Source organism: Umezawaea endophytica (assembly GCF_025061645.1).
Classification (GTDB): domain Bacteria; phylum Actinomycetota; class Actinomycetes; order Mycobacteriales; family Pseudonocardiaceae; genus Umezawaea; species Umezawaea endophytica.
In genome coordinates this window covers 37,641-56,971 of the sequence record NZ_JANYMP010000012.1, presented here as the reverse complement: position 1 = coordinate 56,971, position 19,331 = coordinate 37,641, and the positions used below count along the sequence as shown (strand labels likewise).

Below are 19,331 nucleotides of genomic sequence, written 5' to 3'. Positions count from 1 at the left end.
CATGACGAATACCGGGAAGCTATTCCGGATGCGCCGGTTGTCCTCGGCGAACGACGGGAAGCACCTGTTCGTCCCGCTGGACCACAGCGTGTCCGACGGACCGGTCGTGCCCCACGACCGGTGGCACGACCTGCTCCGCGACCTGGTGGAGGGAGGCGCCGACGCGATCATCGTCCACAAAGGACGAGCGCGGCTGGTGCCGCCCGCGATCCTGGCGTCGTGCGCGCTCGTGGTGCACCTCAGCGCGGGCACCGCCCACGCCGCGGACACCAACGCCAAGGTGCTCGTCGGCGACGCCGAGGACGCCCTGCGGCTGGGCGCAGACGCCGTCAGCGTGCACGTGAACATCGGGTCCGACACCGAGGAGCGGCAACTGGCCGACCTCGGCGCGGTGGCCACCGCGTGCGAGGCCTGGGGGCTCCCGCTGATCGCGATGATCTACCCGCGCGGCCCGCGGATCGTCGACCCGCACGACCCGGCGCTGCTCGCGCACGTCGTCAACATCGCCGCCGACCTCGGCGCGGACCTCGTGAAGACGTCGGTGACCCTGCCCGTGCGGCGGATGGCGGAGGTCGTGGCGAACTCACCGGTCCCGGTGCTCGCGGCAGGCGGCCCGACCGACGGCTCCGACCTCATCGCCTACGCGACCGAGCTGATGGACGCGGGCTGCGCGGGTTTGGCGGTGGGCCGCAAGGTCTTCACCTCCGCCAACCCGGCGTCGCTCGTGGCCAGGCTCGCCGCCGTGGTGCACGCGCCCGGCGTGCGAGAAGACCTCTCCAGATTCCCGACGACGATGACGACAGGTGCCCTGTGACGCTCGCTTGGATCGACCTCCGGACCGTGGCCCAGCAGCACGTGGAGGGCGTCGTGGACGCCGCCATCCACTCCCGCCTGCACGGTGTCGTCTCCGATGACCCCGCCGTGCTCGCCACCCTGCCCCCGACCATCGTCAGCGTGCTGGTGGGCGAGGAGGAGGGGTTCACCGGCATCACCGCGACCGTCGTCGCCGACCAGGCCGAACTGGACGCGCTCGTGCTCGCCGCGGGTGACCGGGACAACGTGGCCGCGTGGGTCGACGTGCGCGACGACCGCACGCTCCAGTTGGCCTGCGCCGCGGCGGTCGCGCTGCCCTACAGCATCGTGTGGTTCGCCGACCCGACCAAGATCCCGCTGGAGATCGTGCTGGCCGCGGCCGACCGCGCGCCCGGCAAGCTGTTCACGGTCTGCGGCGACATCGAAGAGGCGTCGATCGTGGTCGACGTGCTGGAGCGCGGCTCGGAAGGCGTGATGCTCGCGCCGAAGGACGCCACCGAGGTGTTCGCGCTGAGCCGGATGCTGGAGGCGACCAGCCCGAAGCTGGAGCTGGCCACGCTGATCGTCGACCGCATCGAGCACCACGGCCTCGGCGACCGGGTGTGCGTCGACACGTGCACGCACTTCGAGGAGGACGAGGGCATCCTCGTCGGTTCGTTCTCGACCGGTTTCCTGTTGTCCTGTAGCGAAACCCACCCGCTGCCGTACATGCCGACGCGGCCGTTCCGGGTCAACGCGGGCGCGCTGCACTCCTACGTGCTCGGCCCGGAGAACCGGACGAACTACCTCAGCGAGCTGCACTCCGGCAGCACGGTCCTCGCGGTCAACTCCGAGGGCCGCACGCGCCGGGTCGTGGTAGGACGGTCCAAACTGGAGTCCCGCCCGCTGCTGAGCATCACGGCGCACTCCGTGGACGGCGTCGTGGTCAGCCTGACCGTGCAGGACGACTGGCACGTCCGGCTGCTCGGCCCCGGCGGCAAGGTCCGCAACGTCACGGAGCTCCAGCAGGGCGACGAGCTGCTCGGCTACCTGGCGACGGACCAGCGGCACGTGGGCATCCCGATCGGCGAATTCTGCAAGGAGAGCTGATGAAGGCGCTCCTGGAAGGCCTGTTCGACGCCCATCCCGGCCACCTGCCGTACCTGGTGCACGACGAGCGCGTCGTGGACCGGGCCGAGGTCCGCGCGTCCGTGGCCGCGGAGGCCAGGGTGTTCAGCGGTTTCGGCATCGGTGACGGCTCGACGGTCCTCGTGCAGGTGCCGTCGAGCCGCACCCAGGTCGAGGTGGTGTTCGCGCTGTGGTCGTTGGGCGCGCAGGTGATGCTGGCCGACCACCGGCTCGCGCCTGCCGAGGTCGAGGCGCTGCGCACGTTGTGCCGCCCCGAGTTCACCGTCCGGGCGACGGCGGGCGGCCGGTTCGCGATGGCGTTCCAGTCGACCTACGAGGTCGTCACCAAGCACCACCGCGACGGCGCGAGGGCCGCGACCGACCACCGGCTGGTCCAGTTCAGCTCGGGGTCGACGGGACAGCCCAAGGTGATCGGCAGGACGCCCGCGTCGCTGGCGGCGGAGGTCGAGCGGTTCACCCGGATCGACCGCATGCCCAAGGCCGGGGAGCGGGTGCTGCTGCTCAGCTCCACCGCGCACAGCTTCGGCCTGGTCGCCGGCCTGCTGCACTCGCTCGCGGCGGGCGTCGCGGCGGTGTTCACGCCCCGGCTGTCGGCCAAGGACGTGCTGGCCACGGCCGAGCGCCACGACGTGCACGCGATCTTCGGCACGCCGTTCCACTACGAGCTGCTGACGACGGCGAAGTCCGTGCCGGTGCTGCCGTCCCTGCGGGCGGCGGTGTCCGGCGGCGAGCTGATGCCGACCGGCGTCGCGGAGGCGTTCCGGGAGCGGTTCGGCGTCGGTCTCGGCGAGTCCTACGGCACGACCGAGACCGGCGTGATCGCGATGGACGTGAGCGGCGACCTGTGGCCCGCCGTAGGGAAGGCCGCGCCGGGCATCGTGCTGCGGGTCGAAGCGGGTGAGCTGGAGGTCGAACTGCCGGACGGCAGCCCGTACCTCTTCGAGTCCGAGGGCCCGGTGTCCGACAGGTACGTCGACGGCTGGCTGCGGACCCACGACCGGGCCGCGCAGGACGAGCACGGGGCCGTCCGGCTGCTGGGCCGCAGCGACTCCCTCGTGGTGATCGGCGGGCTCAAGGTCGACCTGGTCGAGGTCGAATCCGTGCTGCGCCAACACCCCCGCATCACCGACGTGGTCGTCGTCCACGCCGAGTCCATCGAGGCCTACGTGTCCGCCGAGGAGGGCGGCCCCGGCGCCGGTGAGCTCACGGGCTGGTGCCGCGACCGGCTGGCCGCCTACAAGGTGCCCCGGCTGATCCGGGTGCTGCCCGCACTGCCCCGCACGTCGAACGGGAAGTTGATCAGGCGCACGCAGACCCTGCGCGGCGCCGTGCCCGGAACGTCCTGATCCCCCACACGGAAGGGGTTGGCCCATGCCAACGCTGGAGAACGAGATCCGCGACTTCATCGTCACCACGGTCGTCAAGGACATGAACCACCCGATCGCCCCCGACGAGGTCGACGTCCAGAGCCCGCTCGGCAGCGGCGGCATCGACCTGGACTCGCTGAGCCTGATCGAGCTGACCATGCGGCTGGAACGCCGGTTCAACGTGCAGTTCCCGGAAACCGACATCGAGCCGCTCGGCGCGATGACCCTTGGCGAGCTGGCGGCCGACATCGTGGAGCGGGGCGCCACGGCATGACCACACGGGTGGAGATCACGACGGCGGTGGTGCGGGAACTGCTGTCCGATCCCAAGATCTTCCCGGAGCTGCCCGCCGACCTCGACGAGGACGCCGAGCTGGCACTGGACTCGCTCGGGCTGGTGTGGTTCCTGCACCAGCTCGGCACGAGGTACGACCTGGTGGTCGAACCGGAGGACGAGCACCTCACCGAGTTCGGCTCCCTGCGCGGCATCACCGACTACCTCAACCGCGTCCGGCCGGGCGAGTCGCACGATGGCTGAGGTGGTGGTGACCGGCTTCGGCGTGCGGACGGCGTTCGGCCGGGGCGCCGACGCGATCCGGCGCGGCGTCTTCGGCGGCGTGCCGTCGTTCGCGCCCACGACCCGGTTCGACACCGGCCCGTACCGGACGCCGAACGCCGCCACCACCGGGAGCGACAAGCCCGACTCGCAGCGGGACGTGCTCGGCGACTGCGCGGACGAAGCCGTGGAGATGGCCGGGTTCACCGCCCGCGACGACACGGCCGTGCTGGTCGGCACGTCGGGCGACTTCGCCACGCTGACCCGGTTCTGGCGCGGTGAGGCGGGCGTCGACGTGGCCGACACCGTGCCCGCGCACCTCGTGGACCTCCTGGCGGCGCGGATCGGGGCGGCGGGGCAGCGGCTGGCGTTCACCAACGCCTGCGTCGCCTCGGCGTCGGCGATCATCCACGCGTGCGGGCTGATCGCGTCCGGTCGGCTGGAGTCGGCCGTCTGCGGCGGGGCGTACCTCGTCGAGGAGGAGGTCTTCGCCAAGTTCGACTCGGGGCGGGCGCTGTCGCGCGACGGCGTGGTCCGGCCGTTCAGCGTCGACCGCAGCGGGATGCTGCTGGGCGACGGCGCGGCGGTCGTGGTGCTGGAGTCGGCGTCGGCGGCTCGTCGCCGGGGCGCGCGACCGCTGGCCACCGTCGCCGGGTGGGGTGCCGCGTCGGACGCCTTCCACGTGTCCAGGCCGCACCCGCAGGGCGCGGGGCTCGCGGCGGCCGCACAGCGGGCGCTGCGCCGCGCGGGCGACCCGGACGGGCTGCTGGTCGACTACGTGAACGCGCACGGCACGGCCACCAAGTTCAACGACCCGGCCGAAACCCAGGGCCTGCACGAGGTGTTCGGCACGCGGGCCGACCAGGTTCCCGTCAGCTCGACCAAGAGCACGACCGGGCACCTGCTGGAGGCCGCCGGGATCGTGGAGTTCGTGATCACGCTGCTGGCGCTCACCGACGGCGTCCTGCCGCCGACCGCGAACTTCACCGAGGCCGACCCGTCCTGCGACCTCGACTACGTGCCCAACACCGCCCGCGACGCCGACGTCCGGCGCGCGCTGAACGTCAACGCGGCGTTCGGCGGGTTCAACACCGCACTCGTACTGGAGCGCCCGTGACGACCGCCACCAGCGGCCCCCCGGTGTCGGGGTTCATCGAGTCCGAGTTCAACCCGCTCGTGCACGAGGTCGCCCACCGCTGCCTGCTGGAGCACCCCGGCGACGGCGCGCGGACGGCGCTGGTGCTGGGCAGCACGATCGGCGACTCGACCACGACGGACCTGGCCAGCACCCTGCTGATCGGCGGCCAGGTGAGCAACCCGCTGCTGTTCATGCAGGCCACCTCGAACGCGATCCTCGGCTTCCTGAGCAAGGAGTTCGGGATCACCGGGCCGCTGGTCTCGCTGTCGGCGATGACCGACCTCGGCTCGGCGCTGCTCGACACCGCGGACCTGCTCCTGGACGACGAGGAGCTGGACCGGGTGCTCGTCGTCGGCGTCGAGCTGACCGGGAACGACCGCACCGCAGCAGCCTGCCTGGAACTGGGTCTGGAGCGCCCTGGCGAAGACTTCGCGGTCGCGCTGCTGGTCGACCGCGACACCCCGCCCCGCCAGCCCGGCGGGCACGACCTCCGACGACTGGCTGAAAGGCCGACACCATGATCAGCAAGGCGGAACGCGCGCAGGTCCTGTCCGACGCCACCCTGGGCGCGGGCAACGTGATCCACCGGCTCAAGGCCCACGGCCGCCCGCTGGACGAGCCGGTCCTGTGGACCGACGGCACCTGGCGCGCGCCCGACGGCAGCCACCCGTCGGTGCTGACGCTCGGCGAGCTGCACGCCGCCGTCGAGGTCTACGCGTCGTGGTTCCACGCGCAGGGCGTCAAGCCGCGCGACCCGGTCGCCGTGCAGACCCGCTCCAGCACCGAGTTCGCGGTGAACTACCTGGCGCTGACGTCGCTGGGCGCCATCCCGTCGTTCGTCAACGGCAACCTGCGGCCGGAGATCGCCCGCGAGTACGTCCGCCGCCAGGGCGCGGTCGGCGCGGTGGCCGACGACGAGCACCGCGCGACGCTGGCCGACGGCGACCTCGAACTCGGGTTCCTGGTCACCGCGGCCGACATCAGCGCGACGGGGCCGCTGCCGGAGGGCTACCCGTACCGGCACCACCCGACCGACCCGATCATCATCTCGCACTCGTCCGGCACGACGGGGATGCCGAAGGCGGTGCCGCACACCCACGAAACCCTGCTGTACGCCCAGTTGCACCGGTTGCGGCTGTCGGTCGGCGGGGCCATGGGCAGGCTGCTGGTGGCGCTGCCGGGCTCGCACAACGCCGCGGTGTCGGTGATGATGTTCGGCTTCCTGCTGCGCTCGCCGGTGATGCTGCTGTCCAGCCAGCGCGGCGTCGACGTGCTGGACGCGGCCGAGGAGTTCCACCCCACCACCATCTTCGCGTTCGCCGGGACGTACGGCGAGATCGCCGCGGAGGACCTGGCCGCGCGCGACCTGGAGAGCGTGGAAGCCTGGTACAACACCGGGGACGCGGCCCACGAGGCGCACGTGCGCGCGCTCATCGCGCAGGGCAGCCACCTCGAGGTGGGCGCGGACTTCCAGCGGATCAGGGTCCCCGGCTCGGTGTTCACCGACGGCCTCGGCTCGTCGGAGACCGGTTACTCGATCTTCCACAACGGGCACAAGCCCGGCAGTTCCGCCTACGGCCGCTGCATCGGCAAGCCGATCAGCTTCGCCGAGGCGGCGGTGCTGTCCGAGGACGGGCAGCCACTTCCCCCAGGCGAGGTGGGCAGGCTCGGGGTACGCTCCCCAACGCTGACGCCGGGTTACTGGAACGACTCGCTGACGTTCCACCGGTTGCGGCTCGGCGGCTACTGGCTGACCGGCGACCTGTCCACACAGGACGAGGAGGGCAACTTCTACCACCTCGACCGCGCGCCGGACGCGATCCGCACGGCGGAGGGCATCGTCTTCAGCACCCGCACCGAGGAACTGCTGCTGGCCGAGATCCCCGCGCTGGCCGACTGCACGGTCGTCGGCGTGGCTCCGGAGGGCGTGCGCGCCGACTGGGACGGCGACGGCGTGGCGGACGCGTACGTGCTGCTGCAACTCGCCGCCGAGGAGGGGGGCGCGGACGATGCCAAGTGGACGGAGCTGGTGAATGAGACGTTGCGCTCCAAGGGTTTCCCGCCGTTGACGCGGGCACTGCGGATGGACGCGACCGACGTGATCAAGGGCGCGACCGGCAAGGTCCTCAAGCGGCTCATGCGCGAGCGGTTCCAGGAGCAGCTCGCCGGAGGGCGGGGATGACGGCGATCGAAGAGGCGGGCACGACCACCCGCGCGGACTTGCTCGACGTCTACCGCGCGTGGTGGCTGCACGACGCCCGCTGGTACCAGGGCGTGGCGAAGCGGTTCGGGCACGCCGCCGCCAACGAGGTCAACGCCGAGGCGCTGCGGTACGTCGCCATGAGCATCGGCCGGAAGGTCCTGCGCCAGTTCGGCGGCAAACCCGCGCGGGACGCGGAGGAGCTGCGGCTGCGCTACGACGCGTGCGCGGACCGGACCTTCCCGTACGAGCTGCGCGACCTCCGGTGCGCCGTGGTCGACGACGACACGATCGAGGTCGTCATGCGGCAGAACTTCGCGGTCACCATGGTTCGGATGGCGGGCTCGCTGGAGGGCTACGAGTGCCCGTGCACCGAGGTGCACGCCGGGTGGTCCGACGGGCTCGGGGTGTCGCTGGTGGAGAACTGCTCGACCGGCTGCCTGCGGCACGGGGACGCGGCGTGCAGGCTGCTGATGCGCGTCGCGCCGGAAGGGAGCTGAGGGATGCGGGTCGTCGTCGCCGGGGCCACCGGGCTCATCGGGAGCGCGCTGGTCCCGCTGTTGCGGGGCAGGGGGCACCACGTCGTCGCGCTGGTGCGCGACGGGTCGAGGCCCGTCACCACGGGGCAGGCCGACACCGCGGACGAGGTCGTCGTCGCGGACGCGCTAGACCCGGTGGCCGTGCGCGCCGCCTTGCGCACGGCCCGGCCGGACGTCGTGGTGCACCAGCTCACCGCGTTGCGGCGGATGAACGCCGACGCGATGGAGACCACGGCCCGGCTGCGCACCGAGGGCACCGCGAACCTGATCATGTCGGCCAGGGAGGCGGGCGCGGCGAAGCTGGTGGTGCAGGGCATCTCGTTCGCCACGGCCCCGCTCGGCGACCCGGTGCTGGACGAGGACGCGCCGCTCTACCTGGACGCGCCCGACCCGACGTGGGCCAGGACCGTGCAGGCCGTGGCCGAGATGGAACGGCTGGTGCTCGGCACACCCGACGTCGCGGGCACGATCCTGCGCTACGGCACGCTGTTCGGCGCGCAGACCCAGTACGACCCCGAAGGCCCGTTCGGCGCGAAGGTCGGCCGGGGCAAGCTGCCGATCCCCGACGTCGCCACGGGCGTGACGTCGTTCCTGCACGTCCAGGACGCCGCTCTGGCCGCTCTGTCCGCTGTGGACAGCGAGGCGACCGGGGTGTTCAACATCGCCGACGACGACCCGGCCGAGGGGTCGACGTGGCTGCCGGAGTACGCGCGCATGCTCGGGGCGCCTCCACCGCGCGTGCTGCCGTCGGACATCGCCGAGAGGGTCCTGGGGTGGGTGGCGCACCACCAGCTCACGGCCATGCGCGGCGCCCGCACCGACCGGGCGCGCACCGAGCTGGGCTGGAAGCCGACGGTGTCGTGGCGGCGAGGACTGGCGTCCGGATGAGCGTCCTGCGGATCTGCCTGGTCGGGGCCGGACCGCGCGGGACCTCCGTGCTGGAGCGGATCTGCGCCAACGCCACCGACGGCCGCGAGGTCGAGGTGCACGTCGTGGACCCGTTCCCGCCCGGCCCCGGCGGGGTGTGGCGCACCCACCAGTCCGGGCACCTGCTGATGAACACGGTCGCCTCGCAGATCAGCCTGTTCACCGACGACAGCGTGCCGTGCGAGGGGCCCGTGGTGCCCGGTCCGAGCCTGTACGAGTGGGCGCGGATGGCCGTGGACGGCCTGGTCGACTGCGGGGAACCCGAACAGGCCCGCGCGCTCGGGCCGGACGACTACCCGACCAGGGCGTTCTACGGCCGGTACCTGGCCTGGGTGTTCCGCGGGCTGGTGGCCGGCGCGCCCGCGTCGGTGACCGTCGCGGTGCACGAGGGCACGGCGGTCGCCGTCGACGACACCGCCGACGGGCGCCAAACCGTGACGCTGCTCGACGGCACCAGGCTCGGCGGGCTCGACGCGGTCGTGCTGGCGCTCGGGCACGGTCCGCTCGCGCGCAGCCGCGACCAGGACGAGAACCGCAGGTTCGCGTCGCGGCACAAGCTCGGCCACGTCGAACCGGCCAACCCGGCGGACGTCGACCTGAGCGGCATCACGCCCGGCATGCCGGTCGCGGTGCGCGGGATCGGGCTGAACTTCTTCGACTACCTGGCGCTGCTGACCGTCGGCCGCGGCGGTGCGTTCGACCGCGTCGACGACGGCCTGCGGTACCGACCGTCCGGACTGGAACCGGTGCTGCACGTGGGTTCCCGGCGCGGCGTGCCGTACCACGCGCGCGGCGAGAACCAGAAGGGCCCGCACGGCAGGCACCGGCCGTACTTCCTCACCGAGACGGTCATCGCGGGCCTGCGCAAGCGGGCCGAGTCCGGCGAGCCGGTCGGCTTCCGCGACGCCGTGTGGCCGTTGGTGGACCGCGAGGTCCGCGCGGTCTACTACGGCCTGCTCGTGGAGCCACAGCGGGCACAGGACTTCCTCCAGTCCTTTGTGGAGGGCAACCCGGCCGACGACGAACGCCTGCTGGCCCGGTACGGGATCACCGAGCGCTGGGACTGGGGCCTGGTCGAACGCCCGCAGGGCGACCGGGTGTTCACCGGTCGCGACGACTTCCGCGGCTGGCTGCTGGACCACCTGCGCCACGACGTGCGCGAGGCCCGGCTCGGCAACCTGTCCAGCCCGCTCAAGTCGGCGCTGGACGTGCTCAGGGACCTGCGCAACGAGATCCGGCTCGTGGTGGACCACAGCGGCATCAGCGGCGACTCCTACCGCGACGAGTTGGAGGGTTGGTACAACCCGCTCAACGCGTTCACGTCGATCGGCCCGCCCGTGCGCCGGATCGAGGAGATGATCGCCCTGGTCGAAGCGGGCGTGCTGCACGTCGTCGGCCCGCGCGTCCGCATCCGCCGGTCCACCTCCGAGGGCGTGTTCCTGGTCGACTCCGAGACCGTGCCCGGCCCGCCCGTCCGCTGCCGGGGCCTCATCGACGCCCGGTTGCCCGACATCGACCTGCGGCGCAGCGCCAACCCACTGCTGCGCTACCTGCTCACCACCGGCCGTTCCCGGCCGTACCAGGTCGGCGGCTACGAGACCGGCGGCCTGGCCGTGACCGAGCGGCCGTACCGCCTGGTCGACCGCACCGGAGCGGCACACCCGGCCAGGTTCGCGTTCGGCGTGCCCACCGAGGGCGTGCACTGGGTGACGGCGGCGGGCATCCGCCCCGGCGTCGGCTCCGTGACGCTGGAGGACGCCGACGCCATCGCCCGAGCCGTGCTGACCGTCCACCCCCAGTACAGGAGCGTGAGCGCTTGAGCCGCACCGATTCCGGACTGCTGGCCCCGACGTGGTCGGGCACCCCGGTCGAGGCGACCACCTGCGACGAGGCGTGGCTGAGGGCGATGCTGGAGGTGGAGGCGGCACTGGCCAGATCACAGGCCAAGCTGGGCCTGGTCCCCGCCGCGCACGCCGAGGTGATCACCAAGACGGCCGAGGCGGGCGGCCTGGACGTCGTCGCACTGGCACGAGCTTCACGCGCCGCGGCAAACCCCGTGGTGGCACTGGTCCCCGCGTTCACCGCCCTGGTGGCCGCGGTAGACCCCGAAGCGGCAGAACACGTGCACCGCGGCTCCACCAGCCAGGACGTACTCGACTCCGCCGCGATGCTCATCGCCCGCCGCGTACTAGCCCAGATCGACGGCGACCTGAGCCGAGTAGCCGCCGCCTTGGCAACCCTGGCCGAGGAACACCGCGACACCCTGGTAGCAGGCAGAACCCTGGCCCAGCACGCAGTACCCACCACCTTCGGCCTCAAGGTAGCGAGCTGGCTACAACTGGTACTGGACGCCCTGGCCCGAGTCCGCTCAGTCGCCTCCGCAGGCCTACCCGCCTCATTGGGCGGCGCAGCAGGCACCCTGGCCGCCTACGGCGAGTTCGCCGAACTGGAAGGCGGCCTACCACTGCACGGCGTAGAACTGATCGCCCCATTCGCCGAGGAGTTGGGATTGGCCGAACCAGTCCTACCGTGGCACACCGTCCGCACCCCGATAGCCGACCTGGGCGCGGTCCTCAGCTTCGTCACCGGCGCGCTGGGCAAGTTCGCAGTAGACGTACAAACCCTGTCCCGCACCGAAATCGCCGAGGTAGCCGAACCAGCAGCCGAAGGCAGAGGCACCTCCTCCGCCATGCCGCAGAAGCGAAACCCAGTACTGGCCACCCTGATCGTCTCCGCAGCCCGCCAGGTACCCGCACTATCACTGGTACTGGCCCAAAGCATGATCGCCGAGGACGAACGCCCAGCAGGCGCCTGGCACGCCGAATGGCAAGCACTAAGAGAAGCCCTACGCCTAACCGGCGGCGCCACCTTCACCGCAGCCGAACTGGCCGAAGGCCTAGAGGTGGACACCGACAGGATGCGCGCCAACGTAGACCTCACCCGCGGCGCCATAGTCGCAGAACGCCTAGCAGTAGCCCTAACCCCAGTACTGGGCAAGGCAAAAGCAAAGTCCCTACTAACCAGCGCCTCCACAGAAGCATCCACCACAGGCACGTCCTTGGCCGACGTCCTACGCCCCCTCCCAGACCTGGCCGGGGTAGACCTGGACGACCTACTGGACCCAGCCCACTACACCGGCGCAGCAGCCCAATTGGTAGACCGCGTACTACTCCGCTACCGCAACTACACCGGCTCCTAACCCGGACCCACCACCAACGCCACAGCCAGCGGCCCTAAGCCACCCAACCCCCACCAAACCGAGGCCCACCACCACCCCCACAGCCAGCCGCCAAAGCAACCCAACCCCCCACCCACCTGGGCCGAGCCCACACCCCACCCAGCCCCCCGATCCCCAGCGCAGTTCGTGCCCGTTCGTGTTTGTCAAGGCATCTTTCCCGCCTTGACAAACACGAACGGGCATCGAAACAATCAAAAGATCGGGGCGAAACCCAACCCCACGACCCCCACCAACTCAACCCCCACCAAACCCTCCCCCACCAAACCCTCCCCCACAAAGCTCACCAACCCCCACCTCAATCCGTCCAAACAGGCGCCCTCTTCCCCAAAAACGCCTCCCGCCCCTCCACAGCCGCAGGCGTCTGCGCAGCAGCAGCCATAACCTCCACCGCAATCGCGTAAGCATCCGCCTCAGGCCGATCCAACTGCGCGTACAACGTCTGCTTCCCCACGGCCTTACTAGCCCGAGACCCCCGAGTAGCCCTCCCCAACAACTCATCCACAGCAGCGTCCAAACCCTCACCAGGCACCACCCGATTGACCAACCCCCACCTCTCAGCGGTAACAGCGTCAACCACATCCCCGGTCAACGCCATCTCCATCACCCGCTTACGCCCAATCGCCCGAGCCACCGGCACAGCAGGCGTATGGCAGAACCACCCACCCTTCCCCCCAGGCAAAGCAAACCCAGCCCCCTCCGCAGCCACAGCCAAATCACAAGAAGCCACCAACTGACACCCAGCAGCAGTAGCCAACCCATGCACCCGAGCAACAACAACCTGCGGCACAGACTCAATAGTCCGCATCAAATCCGTGCACAACGTCAACAACTCCCGAACCCCATCCAGATCCCGAGCAGCGACATCCCCGAAATCATGCCCAGCCGAGAACACCGGCCCAGCCCCACCGAGCACGATCCCCGAAGCCCCACTCCCAGCAGCCTCGTGGAACGCCCCCAACAACTCGGTCAAATGCTCGAACGTCAACGAATTCCGCCGAGCCGGTCGGTTCATCGTGATACGCACGACGTCGGCGGAGTGCTCGACGATCAGGTGCTGGTAGTCGGCCATGCCCCCGACGGTAGCGCGACCACCCACCCCGCAACGCCCACCTACCCCGCGACCCGGAACGTACGACGGTAAGCATCCGGCCCAACCCCAAGCTCAGCGTGCAACCGACGCCGCAGATTCGCAGGCGTCCCCAACCCCGCCCTCTCAGCCACCCGATGCACCGGCAGGTCGGTCGTCTCCAGCAGCCGCTGCGCCAACCTCACCCGCTGCACCTGAAGCCACCGCCCAGGCGTACTACCGGTCGCGTCGACGAACGCCCGGTGGAACGTCCGCCCGCTCAACCCGGCATGCCGGGCCAGGTCGCCCACACCGATCGGATCGGCCAACCGCTCCACCGCCCAATCCACAGTGGACGCCATGTCGGACTTGGCCGTGCGCGAAGGGATCGGAGCTTCCGCGTACTGCCGCTGGTCACCCTCCCGCACAGGCGGCATGACCATCCGCCGGGCCACGGTCGCCGCGACCTCAGCACCGTGGTCGCGGCGAACCAGGTGCAGGCACAGATCGACCCCGCCGAGCACCCCGGCCGACGTGTACACGGGGTCGTCCGAGGTGAACAGCACGTCCCGCCGCACCAGCGCCTTCGGCGCCGCCGCCGTCAACTCGTCGAGCATCCGCCAGTGCGTGGTGGCCGAACGGCCGTCCAGCAGCCCGGCCGCCGCCAGCACGAACGACCCCGAGCACAACCCCGCGACGACACCGGTCGCGGCCCGCAACGCCTCCACCGCGGCGGCGGAGACGTCGGCGAACGGTTCACCGCGCCCCGGCACGACCACGAGGTCGCAGTCGACCAGCCCGGCCAGCCCGTGGGTCGCCGCCATCGAGCCGAGCGGCGAGAGCGGCGTCACCGCCCCGTCCTCGGCGCAGATCCGCAGCTCGAACGGCGGCACGCCCGAATCGCCCCGGTCGATCCCCCAGACCTCGCACACCACCGACACGTCGAAGATCCGGCTGTCCGGCAGCAGCAGAACGCCCACGGTGCGCATGGCAGGAAAGTACCGCAACGCGCACCTCTTGCCACTCCCCCGACCCCGCCCCGACCGCCGACAGTAGGACGCATGACAGCCCTGATCCTGATCGACGTGCAGCGCGGCTTCGACGACGCCTTCTGGGGCCCGCGCAACAACCCCGACGCCGAGGCCAACATCGCCGCCCTCGCCAAGGCCTGGCGGGGCCCGGTCGTGCTGGTCCGGCACGACTCCGCGAAACCCGGCTCGCCACTGGCGGCGGGCACGACCGGCAACACCTTCAAGCCCGAACTCGACGACGTGCGGCCGGACCTGGTGTTCGCGAAGACCGTCAACTCCGCCTTCCACGGCGAGGTCGACCTCCACGCGTGGCTGACGAACCGGGGCATCACCGACATCACGCTGGCGGGCATCCAGACCAACATGTGCGTGGAGACGACGGCGCGCGTCGGCGGCAACCTCGGCTACCGCGTGGTCGTCGCGATCGACGCCACCTTCACGTTCGACCTGGAAGACCTCACCGCGGACCAGCTCACCGCCGCCACGGTGGCGAACCTGCGCGGCGGCGGCTTCGCGGAGATCAGCAGCACCAAGGAGGTGCTAGACCGCCTCTAGCCCGTGGAACTCGCGGATCACCGTGACGATCTCGTCCATGATCTGCGTGAGTTCGTAGTCCTTCGGCGTGAACACCCTGGCCACACCGCGTTCCCTGAGCTTCTCGGCGTCGTCGGGCGGGATGATCCCCCCGACGATGACCGGGATGTCACCGGCACCGGCCTCCCGGAGGCCGTCGACCACGGCGGGCACGACCTCCAGGTGCGACCCGGACAGGATCGACAGCCCGACGACGTGCACGTCCTCCTGCACGGCGGCGGACGTGATCTGCGCGGGCGTGAGCCGGATCCCCTGGTACACCACCTCGAACCCGACGTCGCGGGCCCGGACGGCGACCTGCTCGGCACCGTTCGAGTGGCCGTCCAGACCGGGCTTGCCGACCAGGATGCGCAGCCGTTCGCCGATCTCCTCGCCCGTGGCCCGCACCCGGTCGCGCACCCGTGCGATCTCCGTGCCCGCCTCGCCGGACGCCGACGCGGCGGAAACCCCTGTGGGAGCCCGGTATTCACCGAACGTCTCGCGCAGCGCCTGCGACCACTCGCCGGTCGTGACGCCGGCCTTGGCGCACGCGATGGTCACCTCGACCAGGTTCGCGTCCGTCTTCGCCGCCGCGCGCAGCGCCGTCAGCGTCGAGTCCACCAGCGACTCGTCCCGCCCGGCCCGCCACTCGCGGATCGCTTCCACCGCTTGGAGTTCGACGATCGGGTCGATCGTCTCGATCGCCTTGGCGCCCTCGGCCTGCAACGGCGACGGCTCGCTCGTGGCGAACTTGTTCACGCCCACCACGACGTCCTCACCGGACTCGACCCGGCGACGCCGGTCGGCCAGCGAGCTGACGAGCGCCGACTTCATGTAGCCGCTCTCGACGGCCGCGACCGCGCCGCCCATCGCCTGCACGCGGTCGATCTCCTCGCGCGCCCCGGCGATGATCTCCGCGACCTTGGCCTCGACCACCTTCGAGCCCTCGAAGATGTCCTGGTACTCCAACAGGTCCGTCTCGTACGCGAGCACCTGCTGCATCCGCAGCGCCCACTGCTGGTCCCACGGCCGCGGCAGGCCGAGCGCCTCGTTCCACGCGGGCAACTGGATCGCGCGGGCGCGGGCGTCGCGCGACAGCGACACGGCCAGCATCTCCAGCACGATGCGCTGCACGTTGTTCTCCGGCTGCGCCTCCGTCAACCCGAGCGAGTTGACCTGCACGCCGTACCGGAACCGCCGCTGCTTCGGGTCCTCGATCCCGTACCGCTCGCGGGTGATGTCGTCCCAGAGCTGGGTGAACGCCCGCATCTTGCACATCTCCTCGACGAACCGCACGCCCGCGTTCACGAAGAACGACATGCGCGCGACGACGTCGCCGAACCGCTCCGGCGGCACCTGCCCGGAGTCGCGGACGGAGTCCAGCACCGCGATGGCCGTCGACATCGCGTACGCGACCTCCTGCGCGGGCGTCGCGCCCACTTCCTGGAGGTGGTAGCTGCAAATGTTGATCGGGTTCCACTTCGGCACGTTCGACACGGTCCACGCGACCATGTCCGTGATCAGCCGCAGGCTCGGGCCGGGCGGGAACACGTACGTCCCGCGCGACAGGTACTCCTTGATGATGTCGTTCTGGGTCGTCCCGGCGAGCTGGTTCGGGTCGGCGCCGTGCTCCTCGGCCACGCTCACGTACAGCGCCAGCAGCCACATCGCCGTCGCGTTGATCGTCATGGACGTGTTCGCGCCGTCGAACGGGATCCCGTCGAACAGCCTGCGCATGTCACCGATGTGGCTGATCGGCACGCCGACCTTGCCCACCTCGCCCTTGGCGAGTTCGTCGTCGGGGTCGTAGCCGGTCTGCGTCGGCAGGTCGAACGCCACCGACAGCCCCGTCTGGCCCTTGGCGAGGTTCCGCCGGTACAGCTCGTTGGACGCGGAAGCGGACGAGTGCCCCGCGTAGGTCCTCATGACCCACGGGCGGTCGCGCTCGCGGTCGGCCGGGTACGGCAAGACAACCTCCCGGAGGCCGGTGACGACGTTGTTGCCCGTAGCGTACTGATCAGTAACACCGCGTCCACGTGCCGTTGCTCACTGAATCGGTATTGGGCACCCGATCGTGGGCGGGGTCACCAACGCACGCAGGGGCGCCCGCCGGTGGTCCCGGTGGGCGCCCCTCGTCGGTCCGTTCCTACGCCGTGACGCGTTCGACGCTCGCGCCGAGCTTGCGGAGGTTCTCCACGAAGCCGGGGTAGCCGCGTTCGATGTGGAAGATCTCGTACACCTCGGTCGCGCCGTCCGCGCACAGGCCCGCCAGCACGAGGCCCGCGCCCGCGCGGATGTCCGACGCCCACACCGGGGCGCTGGAGAGGCGTTCGACGCCGCGGACGACGGCGTGGTGGCCGTCGGTGCGGGCGTCGGCGCCCAGGCGGATCATCTCCTCGATGAACCGGAACCGGGCCTCGAACAGGTTCTCGGTGATCATCGACGTGCCCTCGGAGACCGTGGACAGCGCGATGGCGAACGGCTGGTTGTCCGTCGCGAAACCGGGGTACGGCAGGGTGACGAAGTCGACCGACTTGGGCCGCCCCTCCTGCACCACGCGGAAACCCTCGTCCGGGCCGCCCTCGTAGGTGGTGACCTCGGCGCCCGCCATGCGGAGCTTCTCCAGCACGAGGTCGATGTGGTGCGGGTTGACGCCGCGGACGCGGATGTCGCCGCGGGTCATGGCGGCGGCGAACGCCCACGTCGCGCCGACGATCCGGTCGCCGACGACGCGGTGCTGCGTCGGGTTCAGGCTGTCGACGCCGTGCACGGTGAGCGTGGACGTGCCCGCGCCCTCGATCTTCGCGCCCATCTGCTGGAGCATCAGGCAGATGTCGATGATCTCCGGCTCGCGGGCCGCGTTGTCGATCACCGTCGTGCCCTTGGCCAGCACCGCGGCCATCAGGATGTTCTCGGTCGCGCCCACGCTGGGGAAGTCCAGCCAGATCTGGGCGCCGTGCAGGCCCGCGGCGTTCGCGACGACGCAGCCGTGCTCGATCTCCGTCGTGGCGCCGAGCTTCCGCAGCCCCGCCTGGTGCATGTCCAACGGCCGCGAACCGATCGCGTCCCCGCCGGGCAGCGCCACGACCGCGCGCTTGCACCGACCCACGAGCGGCCCGAGCACGCACACCGACGCGCGGAGCTTGCCCATCGCCTCGGAGTCCGCGCGGTGGTTCAGCTCACCCGGCGTGGTGATGGTGACCACATCGCCCTCGATGACGACGACGCACCCGAGGCTCCGCAGGACGTCCGCCATGAGCGGCACGTCCAGGATCTCCGGGCAGTTCGTGATGGTCGACGTGCCCTCGGCGAGCAGAGCCGCCGCCATCAGCTTCAACACGCTGTTCTTCGCCCCGACGACATCGACCTCGCCGACCAGGCGCGCACCGCCGTGAACCCGGAAATGCTCACTCACCAAAGAACTCCTCAACGCTTGCCCCTGAGCGGCGATCCTACGGACGTTCTGGATCGAGCCCGTGCCTGAGCCCCTCGGAGTGCGGAAAAGGTCCGGCCCCCGAACGCGGGTTCGGGGGCCGGGCGCCGCGTCAGTGGTCGAAGCGGCCGTTCTTGACGGCCGCCAGGAACCGGACGGCGGTGCGCTGGTCGAAGCGGAGGGCGTGGCCGGAGGGGTTCTTGGAGTCGCGGATGGCCTGGCCGCTGTGGGCCAGCTCCACGCACTGTCCGTTGTCCCCACCGGATCGACTGCTCTTGCGCCACGTGGCATGGCTGAGATCGGTCATGCCACCCCCTTTCATCGCTGGTTGCTCCCGAATGTGGTTGCCAGCGTAGCCAGGGACTTCCGCGTCGCCGTGGGTGAAAGCGCGAGGTCCGCGATGCGGTCGAACACCTCGACGTGCTGCACCACCTCGTGCCGCTTCTCGTGGTAGGTCGCCGACCGCAACGACTCCGCGTAGGCCACGTCCATGCCGGGCGTGTCGTCGAACTTCAGGATCGCGAACGACCGGCCCATGCCGGGATAGGCGCCGACGGCCCTCGGGATCACCTGGAGCGTGACGTTCGGCAGCTTGGACATCTCCACCAGGTGCTTGATCTGCTCGACCATGACGTCCGGGCCGCCGACCGGGCGGATGAAGGCCGCCTCGTCCAGCAGCACCCGCAGGGTCGGAGCGTCCTTGTCGAGCAAGCGCTTCTGACGGCCTGCGCGCAGATCGACCGCCTGCTCCAGGTCCTCTGGGGTCGCGTCGGGTTTCCACGCGAGTCGCAGCGCGCGGATGTAGCCGGGGATCTGGAGCATCCCGTCCACCACGACGGCCTGGTAGCTCCACACCTCCGACGCGTACGCCTCCAGTTCCAGGAAGTCCTTGGCGAAGTTCGGCGCCACGTCGGCGTGCGCGACCATCACGCCGATCTTCTTGGACTCCCGCGCCATCCGCACGAGCATGTCCAGCTCCGGCGCGACCACGCCGTACGCCGCCGCGAGCAGCCGGACGTTCTTCTCCATCAGCTCCTGCTCGGCGTTCTCCATCTTGCTGATGGTCGAACGCGACAGGCCGGTGTGCTCGACCACCTCGTCCTGCTTCATGCCCGTGGCCTTGCGCAGCTCGGCCAGTCGGAAGGCGAGTTGGCGGCGGCGGATCGGCGGTGCGGGCTTGACGTCGTCGAACATCGGTCTCCTCACGGGTTGTGACCTCCGCAGTCTGCCGGTCCGCACGATCGTGGTCGAACACGTTCACCCGATCGAGCAGTCGCGCGACGGGTATTCGTGACGCTACATTTTCGCCAGTCGGAGTTCATC

At 70.6% G+C, this 19,331-nt stretch carries 19 protein-coding genes; 13 read left to right on the top strand and 6 right to left on the bottom strand.

What is annotated here, in order from left to right:
• Position 1 precedes the first annotated feature (1 nt).
• From NZH93_RS24450 to NZH93_RS24395, 12 genes are read left to right on the top strand one after another with little or no spacing between them, the layout of a single operon-like run.
• A complete protein-coding gene (locus tag NZH93_RS24450; protein ID WP_259625520.1) occupies positions 2 to 814 on the top strand; it encodes a 2-amino-3,7-dideoxy-D-threo-hept-6-ulosonate synthase in 813 nt (270 codons plus the stop codon).
• Entirely contained in the window at positions 811 to 1,902 is a 1,092-nt protein-coding gene (locus NZH93_RS24445) for a 3-dehydroquinate synthase II family protein (protein WP_259625519.1), read from the top strand. The genes NZH93_RS24450 and NZH93_RS24445 overlap by 4 nt, the downstream gene beginning before the upstream one ends.
• Positions 1,902 to 3,287: a class I adenylate-forming enzyme family protein gene (locus tag NZH93_RS24440; RefSeq protein WP_259625518.1), complete on the top strand. Its 1,386-nt coding sequence runs from the start codon at positions 1,902 to 1,904 to the stop codon at positions 3,285 to 3,287. The genes NZH93_RS24445 and NZH93_RS24440 overlap by 1 nt, the downstream gene beginning before the upstream one ends.
• Before the next feature lie 25 nt (positions 3,288 to 3,312).
• Entirely contained in the window at positions 3,313 to 3,582 is a 270-nt protein-coding gene (locus tag NZH93_RS24435; RefSeq protein WP_259625517.1) for an acyl carrier protein, read from the top strand.
• Positions 3,579 to 3,845 (top strand): hypothetical protein, encoded by a 267-nt coding sequence (locus NZH93_RS24430; protein WP_259625516.1) that lies wholly within the window; start codon positions 3,579 to 3,581, stop codon positions 3,843 to 3,845. Before NZH93_RS24435 ends, NZH93_RS24430 begins: the two co-directional genes overlap by 4 nt.
• A complete protein-coding gene (locus NZH93_RS24425) occupies positions 3,838 to 4,980 on the top strand; it encodes a beta-ketoacyl-[acyl-carrier-protein] synthase family protein (RefSeq protein ID WP_259625515.1) in 1,143 nt (380 codons plus the stop codon). Before NZH93_RS24430 ends, NZH93_RS24425 begins: the two co-directional genes overlap by 8 nt.
• The gene (locus NZH93_RS24420) at positions 4,977 to 5,522 is read left to right on the top strand and encodes a beta-ketoacyl synthase N-terminal-like domain-containing protein (RefSeq protein ID WP_259625514.1); all 546 of its coding nucleotides are present in this window, start codon (positions 4,977 to 4,979) and stop codon (positions 5,520 to 5,522) included. The genes NZH93_RS24425 and NZH93_RS24420 overlap by 4 nt, the downstream gene beginning before the upstream one ends.
• The gene (gene avaA6 / locus NZH93_RS24415; protein ID WP_259625513.1) at positions 5,519 to 7,183 is read left to right on the top strand and encodes a 3-aminoavenalumate diazotase; all 1,665 of its coding nucleotides are present in this window, start codon (positions 5,519 to 5,521) and stop codon (positions 7,181 to 7,183) included. Before NZH93_RS24420 ends, avaA6 begins: the two co-directional genes overlap by 4 nt.
• Positions 7,180 to 7,701: a hypothetical protein gene (locus tag NZH93_RS24410; RefSeq protein ID WP_259625512.1), complete on the top strand. Its 522-nt coding sequence runs from the start codon at positions 7,180 to 7,182 to the stop codon at positions 7,699 to 7,701. Before avaA6 ends, NZH93_RS24410 begins: the two co-directional genes overlap by 4 nt.
• A 3-nt stretch (positions 7,702 to 7,704) precedes the next feature.
• Positions 7,705 to 8,628, top strand: coding sequence for a 3-diazoavenalumate denitrifying reductase (gene avaA7, locus NZH93_RS24405; protein WP_259625511.1), 924 nt, complete (start codon positions 7,705 to 7,707; stop codon positions 8,626 to 8,628).
• The gene (locus NZH93_RS24400) at positions 8,625 to 10,487 is read left to right on the top strand and encodes an FAD/NAD(P)-binding protein (protein WP_259625510.1); all 1,863 of its coding nucleotides are present in this window, start codon (positions 8,625 to 8,627) and stop codon (positions 10,485 to 10,487) included. Before avaA7 ends, NZH93_RS24400 begins: the two co-directional genes overlap by 4 nt.
• Positions 10,484 to 11,866: a nitrosuccinate lyase gene (locus NZH93_RS24395; protein WP_259625509.1), complete on the top strand. Its 1,383-nt coding sequence runs from the start codon at positions 10,484 to 10,486 to the stop codon at positions 11,864 to 11,866. Before NZH93_RS24400 ends, NZH93_RS24395 begins: the two co-directional genes overlap by 4 nt.
• Positions 11,867 to 12,200: 334 nt before the next feature.
• Here NZH93_RS24395 and NZH93_RS24390 read toward each other — a convergent pair whose 3' ends face one another.
• Together NZH93_RS24390 and NZH93_RS24385 are read right to left on the bottom strand one after the other, a co-directional pair.
• Entirely contained in the window at positions 12,201 to 12,974 is a 774-nt protein-coding gene (locus NZH93_RS24390) for an enoyl-CoA hydratase-related protein (RefSeq protein ID WP_259625508.1), read from the bottom strand.
• Between the two features lie 41 nt (positions 12,975 to 13,015).
• Positions 13,016 to 13,960, bottom strand: a complete 945-nt coding sequence (locus NZH93_RS24385; protein ID WP_259625507.1) for a GlxA family transcriptional regulator — start codon at positions 13,958 to 13,960, stop codon at positions 13,016 to 13,018.
• A gap of 72 nt (positions 13,961 to 14,032) precedes the next feature.
• On the opposite strand from NZH93_RS24385, the gene NZH93_RS24380 reads away from it, so the two are divergent.
• Positions 14,033 to 14,557, top strand: coding sequence for a cysteine hydrolase family protein (locus tag NZH93_RS24380; RefSeq protein ID WP_259625506.1), 525 nt, complete (start codon positions 14,033 to 14,035; stop codon positions 14,555 to 14,557).
• Here NZH93_RS24380 and NZH93_RS24375 read toward each other — a convergent pair.
• The 4 genes from NZH93_RS24375 to NZH93_RS24360 form a co-directional block, all read right to left on the bottom strand.
• The gene (locus tag NZH93_RS24375; protein ID WP_259625505.1) at positions 14,543 to 16,543 is read right to left on the bottom strand and encodes an ethylmalonyl-CoA mutase; all 2,001 of its coding nucleotides are present in this window, start codon (positions 16,541 to 16,543) and stop codon (positions 14,543 to 14,545) included. The two genes, NZH93_RS24380 and NZH93_RS24375, sit on opposite strands and share 15 nt — an antisense overlap.
• A gap of 178 nt (positions 16,544 to 16,721) precedes the next feature.
• Complete coding sequence (gene murA / locus NZH93_RS24370) at positions 16,722 to 17,990, bottom strand: UDP-N-acetylglucosamine 1-carboxyvinyltransferase (RefSeq protein ID WP_259625504.1); 1,269 nt, start codon at positions 17,988 to 17,990, stop codon at positions 16,722 to 16,724.
• 130 nt (positions 17,991 to 18,120) lie between these two features.
• Positions 18,121 to 18,315, bottom strand: coding sequence for a DUF397 domain-containing protein (locus NZH93_RS24365; RefSeq protein ID WP_259625503.1), 195 nt, complete (start codon positions 18,313 to 18,315; stop codon positions 18,121 to 18,123).
• 11 nt (positions 18,316 to 18,326) lie between these two features.
• Complete coding sequence (locus NZH93_RS24360; RefSeq protein WP_259625502.1) at positions 18,327 to 19,202, bottom strand: helix-turn-helix domain-containing protein; 876 nt, start codon at positions 19,200 to 19,202, stop codon at positions 18,327 to 18,329.
• Positions 19,203 to 19,331: the final 129 nt, after the last annotated feature.

Coding starts and splice junctions, on each gene's coding strand:
- NZH93_RS24450 (WP_259625520.1), top strand. CDS start 2: ATGACGAATACCGGGAAGCTATTCCGGATGCGCCGGTTGTCCTCGGCG.
- NZH93_RS24440 (WP_259625518.1), top strand. CDS start 1,902: ATGAAGGCGCTCCTGGAAGGCCTGTTCGACGCCCATCCCGGCCACCTG.
- NZH93_RS24435 (WP_259625517.1), top strand. CDS start 3,313: ATGCCAACGCTGGAGAACGAGATCCGCGACTTCATCGTCACCACGGTC.
- NZH93_RS24430 (WP_259625516.1), top strand. CDS start 3,579: ATGACCACACGGGTGGAGATCACGACGGCGGTGGTGCGGGAACTGCTG.
- NZH93_RS24425 (WP_259625515.1), top strand. CDS start 3,838: ATGGCTGAGGTGGTGGTGACCGGCTTCGGCGTGCGGACGGCGTTCGGC.
- avaA6 (WP_259625513.1), top strand. CDS start 5,519: ATGATCAGCAAGGCGGAACGCGCGCAGGTCCTGTCCGACGCCACCCTG.
- NZH93_RS24410 (WP_259625512.1), top strand. CDS start 7,180: ATGACGGCGATCGAAGAGGCGGGCACGACCACCCGCGCGGACTTGCTC.
- avaA7 (WP_259625511.1), top strand. CDS start 7,705: ATGCGGGTCGTCGTCGCCGGGGCCACCGGGCTCATCGGGAGCGCGCTG.
- NZH93_RS24400 (WP_259625510.1), top strand. CDS start 8,625: ATGAGCGTCCTGCGGATCTGCCTGGTCGGGGCCGGACCGCGCGGGACC.
- NZH93_RS24390 (WP_259625508.1), bottom strand. CDS start 12,974: ATGGCCGACTACCAGCACCTGATCGTCGAGCACTCCGCCGACGTCGTG.
- NZH93_RS24385 (WP_259625507.1), bottom strand. CDS start 13,960: ATGCGCACCGTGGGCGTTCTGCTGCTGCCGGACAGCCGGATCTTCGAC.
- NZH93_RS24380 (WP_259625506.1), top strand. CDS start 14,033: ATGACAGCCCTGATCCTGATCGACGTGCAGCGCGGCTTCGACGACGCC.
- NZH93_RS24365 (WP_259625503.1), bottom strand. CDS start 18,315: ATGACCGATCTCAGCCATGCCACGTGGCGCAAGAGCAGTCGATCCGGT.
- NZH93_RS24360 (WP_259625502.1), bottom strand. CDS start 19,202: ATGTTCGACGACGTCAAGCCCGCACCGCCGATCCGCCGCCGCCAACTC.